Below are 13591 nucleotides of genomic sequence, written 5' to 3' on the forward strand. Positions count from 1 at the left end.
GGTTGTAAATATTTGTAAACGTTTGTAAACGGAAATTTTTTATTATATTTGACTGATTTTAAAAGAATTAATATCAAATAATGAACAACGATAAAATAATTAGAAAAAACCCACTTTTTGAGTTTTATGTTGAAAATAATTATGTGATAGTTGCTAATACAGATTTTATCAAAGTTATGTGCAACCAAATAAACTCATTAATATGAAGAAATTTTATATAATCTTAGTAATCACTATTTTTCTTACAAACTGTCAGAGAAAAGAAGAAGGAAAAGTTATTCAAAGAAAATTCTCATCAGATAGTTTGAAAAAATATAATATTAAATTTCTGCATACCGATTATGAATTTGAATTGTCAAATAGAAAGTTTAAAATAGATTTCTATAAATTCTCAGATACGATTAAGCTAAGTAAATCAGAAGAAAATGAAATTACCAGTATACTATTTAAAAATTTTATCGACACTTTAAAAGGAGACTACTTCGTTTCTGAATCAGATAAACCGGTCATAATGCCAAGTTTTGGCGACTCATTTTATATTTATCATAACGGTGTTAAAAAATCTTTTTTTATAATATTGAATGGAGAATACAAATCTCTAGACAACTTAAATCAACAGGAAAAAAATATTTTATTATTTAGAAATGATTTAATGTTGGTTTTGAAAAAGAACCCAGATTTTAAAAGATGTTTGGACACTTTAAAAGCTGCTAAAAAATATGACAAAAGAGTATTTTTGTAAATTGACTGATTTTAAAAGAATTAATATCAAAAAATGAACGACGATAAAATAATTAGAAAAAAACCACTTTTTGAATTTTATGTTGAAAATAGACATCTTGTAATTAGAAATGAGGATTACATTAAAGATAATTGCGTGGTAAAATTAAACTCAATAGTACATTTGGAATTGATTAGAAGTTTGTCTCTTTTTGATAAAATTGTTGAAGTTATCATTGGGTTTTGGCAAGATTCAAAATCGGATGTATTGAGAATAAATTTTAAAAATGGTTTTAAAGATATTGTTCTTACAAACTGTGACATAAAGAAAACGGAATTAATTATTTACAAAATAAATCGTTTAATTCTTGAACAAGAAAACAATACAAAACCAATCTAGCCCTGATTGCAGTGGCACGAAGTAGAACGAAAAGCAGGAAAATGGAAACCAAAAATGCTCGAGCCATTCGCTCCTTAAAACATTTAAAACTATGAGTAAAAACTGTTTAGAATGTAACGAAAAAATTGTTGGTCGTGAGGACAAAAAGTTCTGCAGCGATGGTTGCCGAAATGCATACAACAACAAAATTAACAAAGACAGCAACAATTACATGCGCAATGTAAACAACAAATTGCGTAAAAATTACCGCATCTTAAGTGAAGCTAATACCGAAGGAAAATCAAAAATTACGAAGACCAAATTGTTGAGTAAAGGATTTGACTTTGATTATTTTACGAATATTTTAAATACCAACACCGGAAATACCTATTACTTTGTGTACGATCAAGGTTACCGTTTCTTGGAAAATGATTTTTATATGTTGGTGAAGAAGGAATATTAAAAAGTTGCGCACTTCACTTCGATAAACTCAGCGCAAGCTAGCTCAAGTGTGACAGTTGCGAGTTTCGGGTTAAAAAAATATTAAAAATAAGTTCAGTGTAAATGAAAAAAAACTACTCTTCTCTATATATAATGTTAGTGCTTGTGGCGTTATTGTTTGGCATTTTTTATTTTATGATGCCTCAAAGTTATGACACAACCGAAGCACCACTTTCGGAATTTTCGACCAAACGTGCTTTGGTAAAAGTGAAAGAAATGACTACTAAACCACATTATGTGGGTTCACAAAATCACGAAGTAGTTGCGCAATACTTGGTCAAAGAATTACAAAATTTAGGATTGCAAACATCGCTTCAAGAAGGTTTTACAATGACCGAAAAAGGTACTTTGGTAAAATCTAAAAATATATTAGCGCGAATTAAAAGCACTTCGTCCATCGACGGCGCTCAGGATGACACGCTTAGTGTGACAGAAAAATCGAAGGCATTGTTGTTACTTTCTCATTATGATTCGGCGCCACATTCTTATTCTCACGGCGCAAGTGATGATGCATCTGGTGTAGCGACTATTCTTGAAAGTGTTCGTGCTTTTTTACACACAAAAACAAAACATAAAAACGACATCATCATTTTATTTTCTGACGCTGAGGAATTGGGATTGAATGGCGCAGCACTTTTTGTAACGCAACATCAATGGGCGAAAGAAGTAGGTTTGGTGTTGAATTTTGAAGCTCGTGGCAGTGGCGGACCAAGTTATATGCTTATGGAAACCAACGAAGGAAATGCCAAAATGGTAGATGGTTTTTCTGATGGAAAATTGCGCTATCCGGTTTCGAATTCGTTGATGTATAGCATTTATAAAATGTTGCCCAATGATACCGATTTAACGGTTTTTAGAGAAAGTGGTAAAATTCAAGGATTTAATTTTGCCTTTATTGACGATCATTTTGATTATCATACTTCGCAAGATAAATACGAACATTTAGATCCAAAAACCTTAGCACATCAAGGAACGTATTTGTTTCCGTTGTTGAAACATTTTTCTAATACTGATTTGACCAACTTAAATTCTAAAAACGATAAAGTTTATTTTTCTATTCCATTTTCATTTGTGAGTTATCCTTTTGAATGGATTTTGCCGATGTTGATTATTGCATTTGGACTGTTTTTAATCTTCATTTTTATAGGTTTAGGAAAACAACTTTTACGATTAGATGAAATTATAAAAGGATTTATTCCGCTATTAGGTTCGTTAATTATTAGTGGTGGAATTACTTTTTTGGGATGGCGAATTTTGCTTGCCGTTTATCCACAATACAATGACATTCTTCACGGATTTACTTATAATGGTCACGATTACATCTATGGATTTGTATGTTTGACGTTAGCATTTTGCTTTTTATTTTACGGAAAAACCGCAAAAAAATATTTGGAAATGAATCAGATGATTGCTCCATTATTTATTTGGTTATTATTAAATATTGGAATTTTCTTAAAACTTCAAGGCGCAGGATTTTTAATAATTCCGGTAATTTCTAGCACATTTATGTTGGGTTATTATGTGATTACACAGAAAACAAATTCGGTACTAAATCTAATTTTAGCACTCCCAACTTTGATAATCTTGGCGCCATTTATTCAAATGTTTCCAATTGGTTTGGGATTGAAAATATTGATAGGAAGTTCGGTTTTAACGGTTTTGAGTTTTGTTTTACTATTACCAATTTTTGGTTCGTTTACACAAAAGAAACTCTGGGCAACGTTATTCGTTTTACTAGCATTAGGTTTCTTTATAAAGGCACATCAATCGAGCGGTTATGTTTATGGAAAAGCAAAACCTAATAGTTTGGTTTATGTTTTAAATGCCGATTCTAATAGAGCGAATTGGGCAACTTATGATACCAATTTAGATGAATGGACAAAAGGTTATTTGGGCGAAAACCCGAAAGATGCCAAATCATTAAATACAAATAAATTGTATAGCAAATATGGTTCAGAATTTACTTTTATGAGTGATGCACCATTGAAAAATATTGTAACACCAACTATTGAATTCCTGAAAGATTCTGTAATTGGAACGAAACGTTATTTGAAAATTAAGCTTTCGCCAAATAGAACAGTAAACCGATATGATATTTTCTCCGATACAAAAATCAACAATCTGAGAGCCAATGGAGTAAAATCGATTGATTTAGAAAGTAAAATTTCGGGTAAAATAAGCAATAAGATTTTGAGTTATTATGTGGTTGATAATTTACCTTTGGAATTAGAATTTTCGATTTCGAATAGCGATAAATTGGATATGAATTTTGTAGAAAGTTCATTCGATTTGATGACCAATCCAGCATTCAGTATGGCAAAAAGACGCGATTGGATGATTCCGACGCCATTTGTTTTAACCGATGCAGTTGTGGTAAAAGGAAAAGTAAAAGCGAGTCCGATTTTAGAAGATAATCCGAAACCTTTGCTTAAACGTGTTTATCGAAATATTGCTGTTGATACTTTAAAAAAAACTGCCACAGATTAAACGGATTAAACAGATTTTCACTGACAAAAAACTTTGCGCCTTTGCGCCTTTGCGGCAAATAATTATGAAACAAATTAGTATTTTAGGTTGTGGTTGGTTAGGGTTACCATTAGCAAAATCGTTGATAGAAAAAGGATTTTCAATTAATGGTTCTACAACTTCTGTGGAAAAAATTGCTGTTTTAGAAAAAGCAGGAATTTCACCTTTTCAGATTAATTTATTTGAAGATAGAATTGAAGGAAATCTAGATTTATTTTTATCAAATTCAGAAGTTCTAATTATAGATATTCCTCCAAAATTGAGAGGAAACTTTTCAGAAAACTTTGTTGCTAAAATTCAAAATATAATTCCGTTTATAGAAAAATCATCGGTTGAAAAAGTATTTTTTGTTAGTTCTACTTCGGTTTATGCAGACGACAATTCGATAATTACAGAAGATAAAATTCCAAATCCTGATACTGAAAGCGGAAGACAGTTGCTTGAAGCGGAACAACTTTTGCAAAGCAATAATAATTTTCAAACAACAATTATTCGTTTTGGAGGATTGATTGGTGAAGACAGACATCCAATAAAGTTCTTAGCAGGAAGAAAAAATATCGAAAATCCGGAAGGTCCGATAAATTTAATTCATCAAATAGATTGTATTGGTATTATTGAAGAGATTATTAAAAAAGGACTTCGACAAGCTCAATCTGACAATTGTAATGAAGTATTCAATGCAGTCGCGCCATTTCATCCCACAAGAAAAGAGTATTATACTCAAAAAGCAATCGAGCTGAATTTACCTTTACCAGAATTTGATGACCCGAGCAATAGCGAACAAGCGCAGCAAAGTAAAACTTCTATTGGGAAAACGATTTTGAGTGACAAAATTGAACAGGTTTTAAAATATGATTTTAAAAATAAAACGTTATGAATTTAAATGATTTAATCGGAACCATTGGCGTTGGAATAATCCTTCTAGCCTACTTTCTAAATATGTTTTCGTATATTCAAAATAATGGAAAATTGTTTTATTTACTTAACATTATTGGTGCAAGTATTGCTTGTTTTGCTTCTTATCTTATTAACTATATTCCGTTTGTAATTCTTGAAGGAACTTGGGCTTTGGTTAGTGTAGTTGGATTGGTTAAAAGTTGTAAAAAAATATGACAAAATACGCAGGTAAATACAGAGTAGAATCAACCCGAAAATCAAATTGGGATTATGGTTCTAATGCACCTTATTTTGTAACAATTTGCACAAAAAACAGAGAACATTTTTTTGGAAAAATCGAAAATAATGTAATGAATTTATCTGAAATTGGTAAAGCAGCAAATAATTGTTGGTTATCAATTCCTGAACATTTTCCGTTTGTAGAATTAGGAGAATTTATTGTAATGCCAAATCATGTTCATGGAATTATCATCATAAATAAACCGATTATTGATGCAGAGACGCAAAATTTTGCGTCTCCACAGAATAAAAATCAAAATTTTATATCACATAAGAAAGAGACAAAAAATAAATTTGGTCCACAATCACAAAATTTAGGTTCAATTGTTAGAGGATTTAAAATTGGTGTGACATTATTTTCAAAAAATAATGAATTACCATTTTGTTGGCAACCGCGCTATCATGACATTATAATCAGTAATGAAACGTCATTTAAAACTATTTCAAATTACATTATTAATAATCCGATAAACTGGAAAATTGACAAATTTCATAAATGATTTTTTAAAAATCATTTATGAAAAGAGGCGCAAAATTTTGCGCCTCTACGAATAAACCAAAATATTTTATATTTTACCAAATCTTAACTCGATTTTCTGGTTTAACAAATAATTTATCTGTTTCCTTAATATCAAATGCTTTGTAAAATTCATCAACATTCAACAATGGTACGTAAGCACGATATTGTCCTGGCGAATGCGGATCTGTTTTTACTTGATTTTTGATTGCTTCATCACGCATTTTACTTCTCCAAATGGTTGCCCATGAAATAAATAAACGTTGTTCTGGCGTATAGCCATCGATTAAGCCCGGATTTCCATTTTGTTTTAAATGTATTTGTAATCCGTCATAAGCGGCATTAATTCCACCCAAGTCTCCAATATTTTCTCCAAGTGTGAATTTACCATCAACAAAAGTTCCTGGCAATGGTTCTAATGCGCTGTACTGAGCAGCCAATGCACCACCAAGTCCAGTAAATTGTTTCAAATCGTCTTCTGTCCACCAATTAATAAGATTTCCATCAGCATTATAACGTGAACCTGAATCATCAAAACCATGAGAAATTTCGTGTCCAATAACTGCACCAATTCCACCATAATTTACAGCTTCATCGGCTTTATAGTCATAAAATGGAGGTTGTAAAATTGCTGCTGGAAACACAATTTCGTTATAAGACGCATTATAATACGCATTTACGGTTTGTGGAGACATTCCCCAACGTGTTTTATCAACAGGCTTTTGTAAATCATCGATATTGTTTTGAAAACCCCATTTTGAAACACTTTTCATGTTATCATAGTAGTTTCCGCCTTCTTCAATACTCTTAATTTCTAATTTAGAATAATCTTTCCATTTGTCTGGATATCCAATTTTTACAACTGATTTTCTTAGCTTTTCAATAGCGCCTTTTCTTGTTGCTGGAGTCATCCATGGCAAATTATTAATTCTATTTTCAAACGCTAAGAAAACATTTTCTATCATTTTTTTTGCTTTTTCTTTAGCTTCTGCTGGAAATTTTTGCTCCACATATAGTTTCCCTAATGCTTCACCAACTGTTCCATTTACAACTTGCAAAGCTCTTTCTTCTCTTGGACGTTGTGCTTTTGCTCCTTGTAATGTTTTGCTGTAAAAATCCCAATTTGCTTTTTCTAAATCAGTAGTTAAAACATCTGATGATTTATTTATTAATGACCAACGTAAGTAAGCTTTCCATTCGTCAATTTTATTCTCTTTGAAAATAGTTTCAAGAGTTGTCATGTACTTAGGTTGTGAAACGATAACCGAATCCAATTTTGAAATTCCAACACCTTTAATGTAACTATCCCAATTTACAGATGGCGTTAATTTTTGCAAATCAGCAACCGACATTGGATTATAAGTTTTTCTTCTGTCTCTTCTTTCAACTCTATCTAAACGTGGTGTTGCCATCGCAATTTCTAAAGCCAATACCTTTTTTGCATTTGCTAAAGCAATTTCTGGTTTTTCGCCAACCATTTGAAACATTCTTGCTACGTGAGCAACATATTTTTCTCTTTTTTCTTTAGAGTCAGCATCTTCAGAAACGTAGTAATCTCTATCAGGTAAACCTAAACTTCCCAATCCAATATTTACAACATTTCTGTTACTATTTTTAGCATCTGGACCAACGCCAATTCCATAAAATCCTAAACCGCCTTGAGGTTGCATCTCAATAATTAGCTTATTTAAATCTGCAATAGATTTTACAGCATCAATTTTAGATAGTAATGGTTTTATTGGTTTTATTCCAAGTTTATTTCTTGAAATAGTATCCATATAAGTTTTGTAAACATTAACAGCTTTAGCTTGATCTGATTTTGGATCTAATTTTTTTGACGCAGCATCTTTAAGAATTGCCAAAGCATCTTTATCGGTATTTTGACGTAATTCATCAAAGCTTCCCCAACGCGTTCTATCGGCTGGAATTTCGGTTTTATCAAACCACGAACCATTTACAAATCGAAAGAAGTCGTCGCCTGGTTTTACTGATTTATCCATTAAATCAAGATTGATTCCTGGATTTTTTTGTTGCGCATTGATTTGGCTTAATGAAAGTAAACTTGCGGCAACAAAACAAAATTTAATTTTAGTTTTCATTATTAATTTGATTGTTTCCACAAATCTATTCAATTTTTAATTAATCAAGTGTTAAAAATGACTTAATCAAACGCACTTTAAAGTTTCTTAATCGAACTAAGTAAAAGTTGTTTTGTAAATTTGCAAAAAAAAGATGCTATCAAAGTTAAAGCAATACAAAATCTTCATTGGTTTTTTTATTATTTTTTCGATTATTACAATCACTGCTTTTTATACTGTTTTAAAACCTAAACCAAAACTTCCCATATTTAATCCGAGTGATGTTAATCCTGAATTAGTTGATTCTACCATACAATATGTAGCAATAGATCACGAAATTGCTGACTTTGCTTTTACCAATCAGAATGGTAAAGTTGTTACCCAAAAAGATTATGCTGGAAAGATTTATGTTGCGGATTTTTTCTTTACTACTTGTCCAACAATTTGTCCAAAAATGACCAGTAATATGGTTTGGTTACAAAATAAAATTAAAAATAATCCTAAAGTGATGCTGCTGTCTCATTCGGTTACACCAGATATAGATAGTGTTCCTGTTTTAAAAAAATATGCTCTAAAAAAAGGTGTTATTGATAGCAAATGGAATTTGGTAACCGGTGATAAAAAAGACATCTATTACATTGCTAGAAAATCGTATTTGGCAGTAAAAACTGGAAAACCATCAGAAATGTATGATATGGTTCACACTGAAAATTTTGTCTTAGTAGATTCAAAAAGAAGAGTGCGCGGATTTTATGACGGAACCAATCTTGATGGTCCAACCGAACCCGGAATAAAAAACGTTACACAACTTTTAAAAGATATTGAAATTCTTTGCGAAGAAGAGAAATAAAATTTATCCCAAAAATTATCAGTTGCTTGATAGTAAACAACCCAAAATAAAAACTTAAACTTGTTAAAAATGCTCTTTTTTAAGTTTCAAATTATTACTTTTGTATTTTAATTCAATCTAAATAAAGCAGTGCAAACTACAATTGCCAACTTAAAAAAAGGTCAAAAAGGAATAATATCCGATTTTAATATCGATGAAATTCCATTGAAACTACTCGAAATGGGCTGTCTTCCTGGCAACGCTGTGGAGTTAATTCAAATTGCACCTTTTGGTTGTCCGTTGTATTTTATTGTAAATGATTCGCACGTGGCTATCAGATTGGAAACTGCAAAAGAAATTAATGTAGTCATTGAATCCAAAAATTAATGGCACAAGAAACTATCAAAGTAGCACTGATTGGTAATCCTAATACTGGTAAAACTTCGGTTTTTAATCAGCTTACTGGTTTGCACCAACAAGTTGGAAATTATCCCGGAATCACTGTCGAAAAGAAAATCGGAACTTGTAAACTTTCAGATAATGTAAAAGCTACAATATTAGATTTACCTGGAACTTATAGTTTAAATGCTAGTTCAATTGACGAAAATGTTGTCATTGAATTATTAATGAACAAGAAGGATGAAAATTTTCCAGATGTTGTTGTTGTAGTGACAGAGGTCGAAAATTTGAAAAGAAACTTACTTCTTTTTACTCAAATTAAAGATTTAGAAATTCCAACAATTTTGGTCATCAATATGAGTGATCGAATGAAGTTAAAAGGAATTGATTTGAATATACCTTACCTAGAACAAGAACTAAAGACAAAAATTGCCTTAGTTAGTTCGAGAAAAAATATTGGTATTCAACAAATTAAAACGCTTATTCTTGATTACAAATCGCTTTCTAATGAACCTTGCTTAAATGCTTCAAGTATTGATATTGAATATTTTGACAAATTAAGAAAAGCTTTCCCAAATCAGTTAGTTTACAAACTTTGGTTGGTTATTACTCAAGATGTAAATTTCTTGAATTTAGAGCGAAACGAAATGAAAAGTTCGTTTACAAAATCACACGCTGATTTAAAAAGATTACAGCAAAAAGAAACCATAAAAAGATACCAATTTATTAATGATACTTTAAAAGTTGGTCAAACGATTGATAATTCAAAAGCATCTGATATTAGAGCTAAGCTTGACAGAATTTTGACTCACAAAATTTTTGGTTACATCATTTTCTTTGTCATTCTTTTTGGAATATTTCAATCTATTTTTGATTGGTCGAGTATTCCAATGGATTTTATTGATAGTTCATTTGCAAATTTAGCGTCTTATGCTAAAACACATCTTCCTTCAGGTGAATTTACAAATTTAATAAGCGAAGGAATTATTCCCGGAATTGGAGGAATACTGATCTTCATTCCACAAATCGCTTTTCTATTTTTATTTATATCAGTCCTTGAAGAAAGTGGTTATATGAGTCGTGTTGTTTTTTTAATGGACAAATTAATGCGCCGATACGGACTTTCTGGAAAAAGTGTTGTACCGTTAATTTCGGGAACTGCTTGTGCAATTCCAGCAATCATGGGTGCAAGAAATATTGAAAATTGGAAAGAGCGACTAATCACAATTTTAGTTACGCCTTTCATAACTTGTTCAGCAAGATTGCCTGTTTATGCTATTCTTATTGCATTAATTATTCCTGAAGAACGAGTTTTAGGATTTATAAGTCTACAAGGTTTAACTCTTATGATTTTATATCTCTTAGGTTTTATTGTTGCTATATTTTCAGCTTATATTTTGAACAAAATTTTAAAAATTAGTTCTAAGTCTTATTTTGTTGTTGAAATGCCTAGCTATAAAATTCCGTTGTTTAAAAATGTCGCAATAAACGTTTTAGAAAAAACGAAAGCATTTGTATTTGGAGCCGGAAAAATCATTCTAGCTTTATCTGTTATTTTATGGTTTTTGGGATCACACGGTCCAGGTAAAGATTTTAAAAATGCCGAAAAAATAATCGAACAAGAAGTATATTCGAGTCCAATTCCAATAAATCCATCTGTAATTCCTGATCGTGTTTCTGAATACAAATTAGAGCATTCTTATATTGGTATTATTGGAAAATCAATTGAACCCATTATTAAGCCATTGGGCTACGATTGGAAAATAGGAATAGCAGTTGTAAGCTCATTTGCAGCAAGAGAAGTTTTTGTTGGAACACTTGCAACCATTTATAGCGTTGGAAGTCACAGCGAAGAAGAAGCTACCATTAAGAAAAGAATGGAAGCTGAAATTAAACCCGACGGCACAAAAATTTTCAACTTTGCTACGGGAATTTCGCTTCTTCTTTTTTATGCTTTTGCAATGCAATGTGTAAGTACGTTAGCTATCGTTAAAAAAGAAACTAACTCGTGGAAATGGCCAATAATACAGCTGGTTTTTATGAGTGGATTTGCCTACGTAACTGCATTAATTGCCTACCAATTTTTGAAATAAAAAACTTCAATCGCATTATTCTCGTAACTAATCTAAAATAAACAAAGTTTTGTGTCAAAAAAGTTATTTTTAATTTGTCTAAATAAGAATTAATAGATAATTTTGCAGCATAGAATTAATCTAAATAAAAATGAAATACTTTTTTTCTGCCCTTATCACATTATTAGCTTTTAGCATCCAAGCACAAGAAGATGATTTTGCATCTAATGATACTATCAAAAAACTGCAACCAGTTATCATTACAATTAAACAACAAAGTCCAGAGAGAATGCCAGAAACTAAAGGAAATGTTCTTTTTTCTGGTAAAAAAAATGAGGTTTTAAAACTTGATAACATCAATGGAAACTTTGCTACAAACAACGCCAGAGAAATTTTTTCTAGAGTTCCTGGAGTAACTGTTTGGGAAAACGAAGGTTCTGGAATACAAATAAATGTTGGAGTAAGAGGATTAAGTCCAAACAGAAGTTGGGAATTAAATACTAGACAAAACGGATATGACATTTCATCCGATGTTTTTGGATATCCTGAAGCTTATTACAATCCGCCATTAGAAGCGGTTGAAACGCTAGAATTAATTCGTGGTGGTTCTTCTTTACAATTTGGACCTCAATTTGGTGGAATGTTAAATTATGTTTTAAAAAGAGAAAACAAAAAGAAATTTTCATTTGAAACCCAAAACACTGTTGGAAGTTACGGATTAATGAGTAGTTACAATGCAATTGGTGGAAAATACAAGAAATTTTCATACTACATTTACAACCACTCAAGAAGTGGTGACGGCTGGAGAGAAAACTCGGAATATACTGTTAGAAACACACACGCTTTTATTGAATACCGATTCAATGAAAAAACAAAACTGTCAGCAGAATATACCAATATGGATTATAAAATGCAACAAGCTGGTGGTTTGACCGACGAACAGTTCAATGCCAATTCGCAACAATCGTTAAGAGAACGCAATTGGTTTGGAACACCTTGGAATTTATTTTCAATCAATTTTGATAGTAAAGTAAATGATAGATTTTCAACGAATACTAAATTTTTCGGATTAATTGGAGAACGAAATAGTGTTGGAATCACAACAACTCCAAATACTGCAGACGCAATAAATCCAGCAACTAATAATTATGCTAACAGAAGATTAGACAGAGATTATTACAAAAATTTTGGCGTTGAGAATAGAAACATTCTTAAATATGAACTTGGAAAAATCAAAAGTAATTTGGCATTTGGTGCAAGAATTTATCAAGCTAAAACGCAGCGTTTGCAAGAAGGAAAAGGAACAACAGGTTCAGACTTTGACTTAACTGTTGATGGTCGTTATGCTAGAGATATTGATTTTGTTACTGAAAATGTGGCTTTGTTTGCTGAAAATCAATTTAAGGTTTCAGAAAAATTGAGTGTTACACCAGGAGTTCGATATGAATATATCAAAAATACAGGAGAAGGCAGATTTGGAATTAGCGGAACTACTGATATTGCTTTTCCAAACAAAACCATTTCTAGAAGCAAACCTTTATTTGGAATCGGAATAGAATATAAATTATTAGCTACTAACATTTATGCTAATATCACTCAGGCTTATCGTCCGGTTTTATTTTCAGATTTAACGCCGCCAGCAGTGACAGACGTAATCGATACAAACCTAAAAGACGCAAGCGGATTCAATGCTGATTTCGGATACAGAGGAACTTATAAAAAAATCTTAAACTTTGATGTAAGCTTGTTTTATTTGAGCTACAATAACCGCATTGGTGGTGTAAGACAATTCATTAATAATGATCCAACGCAAGGAACTTTTATTTTCAGAACAAACTTAGGTGAAACCGTAAACAAAGGAATTGAAGGATTTGCTAATTTAAATATAACAGAATTGTTTAATATAGATAAACCAAAAGGTTTCTTAGATGTTTTCGCTACAGTGAGTTTTATTGATAGTCGTTATAAAGATTTTTCAATTTATACCGCTACAGGTACAGCTCCAAATACCACCATTTCTGAAAGTAATTTGTCTGGTAAAAGAGTTGAGAACGCACCTAGATATATTCACAATTTTGGTATTTCTTGGAGTAATAAACATATTTCAGCAACTGCTCAATATAAAATGTCTGGTAAAATTTTTACAGATGCCAACAATACAACAGCAGCATCTGCTAATGGATTGACTGGATTGTTAGATAAATATAATGTATTTGACCTATCTGCAGAATATAAATTTTTAGAAAATTACAATATCCGTGGAGGAATCAATAATCTTTTTGACGAAAATTATGCAACAAGAAGAGCTGGTGGTTATCCTGGACCAGGAATATTGCCGGGTGAAGGAAGAACTTTCTACATTTCAATTGGCGCTAAACTTTAATAAAAAACAAA

12 protein-coding genes are annotated in these 13591 nt (G+C 31.3%); 11 read left to right on the plus strand and 1 reads right to left on the minus strand.

Features of this window, described 5'->3' with window-relative positions:
- Window positions 1–202 precede the first annotated feature (202 nt).
- The 7 genes from Q0050_RS11070 to Q0050_RS11100 all read left to right on the plus strand — a co-directional run bounded on the left by Q0050_RS11070 (window position 203) and on the right by Q0050_RS11100 (window position 5802).
- Window positions 203–742, plus strand: a complete 540-nt coding sequence (locus Q0050_RS11070) for a hypothetical protein (protein WP_298395564.1) — start codon at window positions 203–205, stop codon at window positions 740–742.
- Window positions 743–775: 33 nt separating this feature from the next.
- A complete protein-coding gene (locus Q0050_RS11075) occupies window positions 776–1120 on the plus strand; it encodes a hypothetical protein (RefSeq protein ID WP_298395567.1) in 345 nt (114 codons plus the stop codon).
- A gap of 91 nt (window positions 1121–1211) precedes the next feature.
- Entirely contained in the window at window positions 1212–1562 is a 351-nt protein-coding gene (locus Q0050_RS11080; protein WP_298308789.1) for a hypothetical protein, read from the plus strand.
- Between the two features lie 101 nt (window positions 1563–1663).
- A complete protein-coding gene (locus Q0050_RS11085) occupies window positions 1664–4087 on the plus strand; it encodes a M20/M25/M40 family metallo-hydrolase (protein ID WP_298395569.1) in 2424 nt (807 codons plus the stop codon).
- A gap of 64 nt (window positions 4088–4151) precedes the next feature.
- The gene (locus tag Q0050_RS11090) at window positions 4152–5003 is read left to right on the plus strand and encodes an SDR family oxidoreductase (RefSeq protein WP_298395572.1); all 852 of its coding nucleotides are present in this window, start codon (window positions 4152–4154) and stop codon (window positions 5001–5003) included.
- Window positions 5000–5239 (plus strand): hypothetical protein, encoded by a 240-nt coding sequence (locus Q0050_RS11095; protein ID WP_298395575.1) that lies wholly within the window; start codon window positions 5000–5002, stop codon window positions 5237–5239. The genes Q0050_RS11090 and Q0050_RS11095 overlap by 4 nt, the downstream gene beginning before the upstream one ends.
- Window positions 5236–5802 carry a transposase gene (locus Q0050_RS11100; RefSeq protein WP_298395578.1) on the plus strand — a complete coding sequence of 189 codons (567 nt, stop codon included), beginning with the start codon at window positions 5236–5238 and terminating at the stop codon, window positions 5800–5802. The genes Q0050_RS11095 and Q0050_RS11100 overlap by 4 nt, the downstream gene beginning before the upstream one ends.
- Window positions 5803–5875: 73 nt before the next feature.
- Here Q0050_RS11100 and Q0050_RS11105 read toward each other — a convergent pair whose 3' ends face one another.
- Complete coding sequence (locus Q0050_RS11105) at window positions 5876–7918, minus strand: M13 family metallopeptidase (RefSeq protein WP_298395581.1); 2043 nt, start codon at window positions 7916–7918, stop codon at window positions 5876–5878.
- A 133-nt stretch (window positions 7919–8051) separates the two neighbouring features.
- Between Q0050_RS11105 and Q0050_RS11110 the strand changes: the two genes are divergently transcribed.
- The 4 genes from Q0050_RS11110 to Q0050_RS11125 all read left to right on the plus strand — a co-directional run bounded on the left by Q0050_RS11110 (window position 8052) and on the right by Q0050_RS11125 (window position 13580).
- On the plus strand, window positions 8052–8747 hold the full coding sequence (locus Q0050_RS11110; protein WP_298395584.1) for an SCO family protein: 696 nt from the start codon (window positions 8052–8054) through the stop codon (window positions 8745–8747).
- 129 nt (window positions 8748–8876) lie between these two features.
- Window positions 8877–9113 (plus strand): FeoA family protein, encoded by a 237-nt coding sequence (locus tag Q0050_RS11115; protein ID WP_298395587.1) that lies wholly within the window; start codon window positions 8877–8879, stop codon window positions 9111–9113.
- Window positions 9113–11218, plus strand: coding sequence for a ferrous iron transport protein B (gene feoB, locus Q0050_RS11120; protein ID WP_298395590.1), 2106 nt, complete (start codon window positions 9113–9115; stop codon window positions 11216–11218). The genes Q0050_RS11115 and feoB overlap by 1 nt, the downstream gene beginning before the upstream one ends.
- 130 nt (window positions 11219–11348) lie before the next feature.
- Window positions 11349–13580: a TonB-dependent receptor gene (locus tag Q0050_RS11125; protein ID WP_298395592.1), complete on the plus strand. Its 2232-nt coding sequence runs from the start codon at window positions 11349–11351 to the stop codon at window positions 13578–13580.
- Window positions 13581–13591: the final 11 nt, after the last annotated feature.

It is taken from the genome of Flavobacterium sp., from assembly GCF_027483985.1.
Lineage (GTDB): Bacteria > Bacteroidota > Bacteroidia > Flavobacteriales > Flavobacteriaceae > Flavobacterium.

What these genes read in the sequence shown, in the direction of transcription:
- Q0050_RS11070 (WP_298395564.1), top strand. Translation starts at nt 203, where the DNA reads ATGAAGAAATTTTATATAATCTTAGTAATCACTATTTTTCTTACAAAC.
- Q0050_RS11075 (WP_298395567.1), top strand. Translation starts at nt 776, where the DNA reads ATGAACGACGATAAAATAATTAGAAAAAAACCACTTTTTGAATTTTAT.
- Q0050_RS11080 (WP_298308789.1), top strand. Translation starts at nt 1,212, where the DNA reads ATGAGTAAAAACTGTTTAGAATGTAACGAAAAAATTGTTGGTCGTGAG.
- Q0050_RS11085 (WP_298395569.1), top strand. Translation starts at nt 1,664, where the DNA reads ATGAAAAAAAACTACTCTTCTCTATATATAATGTTAGTGCTTGTGGCG.
- Q0050_RS11090 (WP_298395572.1), top strand. Translation starts at nt 4,152, where the DNA reads ATGAAACAAATTAGTATTTTAGGTTGTGGTTGGTTAGGGTTACCATTA.
- Q0050_RS11095 (WP_298395575.1), top strand. Translation starts at nt 5,000, where the DNA reads ATGAATTTAAATGATTTAATCGGAACCATTGGCGTTGGAATAATCCTT.
- Q0050_RS11100 (WP_298395578.1), top strand. Translation starts at nt 5,236, where the DNA reads ATGACAAAATACGCAGGTAAATACAGAGTAGAATCAACCCGAAAATCA.
- Q0050_RS11105 (WP_298395581.1), bottom strand. Translation starts at nt 7,918, where the DNA reads ATGAAAACTAAAATTAAATTTTGTTTTGTTGCCGCAAGTTTACTTTCA.
- Q0050_RS11110 (WP_298395584.1), top strand. Translation starts at nt 8,052, where the DNA reads ATGCTATCAAAGTTAAAGCAATACAAAATCTTCATTGGTTTTTTTATT.
- feoB (WP_298395590.1), top strand. Translation starts at nt 9,113, where the DNA reads ATGGCACAAGAAACTATCAAAGTAGCACTGATTGGTAATCCTAATACT.
- Q0050_RS11125 (WP_298395592.1), top strand. Translation starts at nt 11,349, where the DNA reads ATGAAATACTTTTTTTCTGCCCTTATCACATTATTAGCTTTTAGCATC.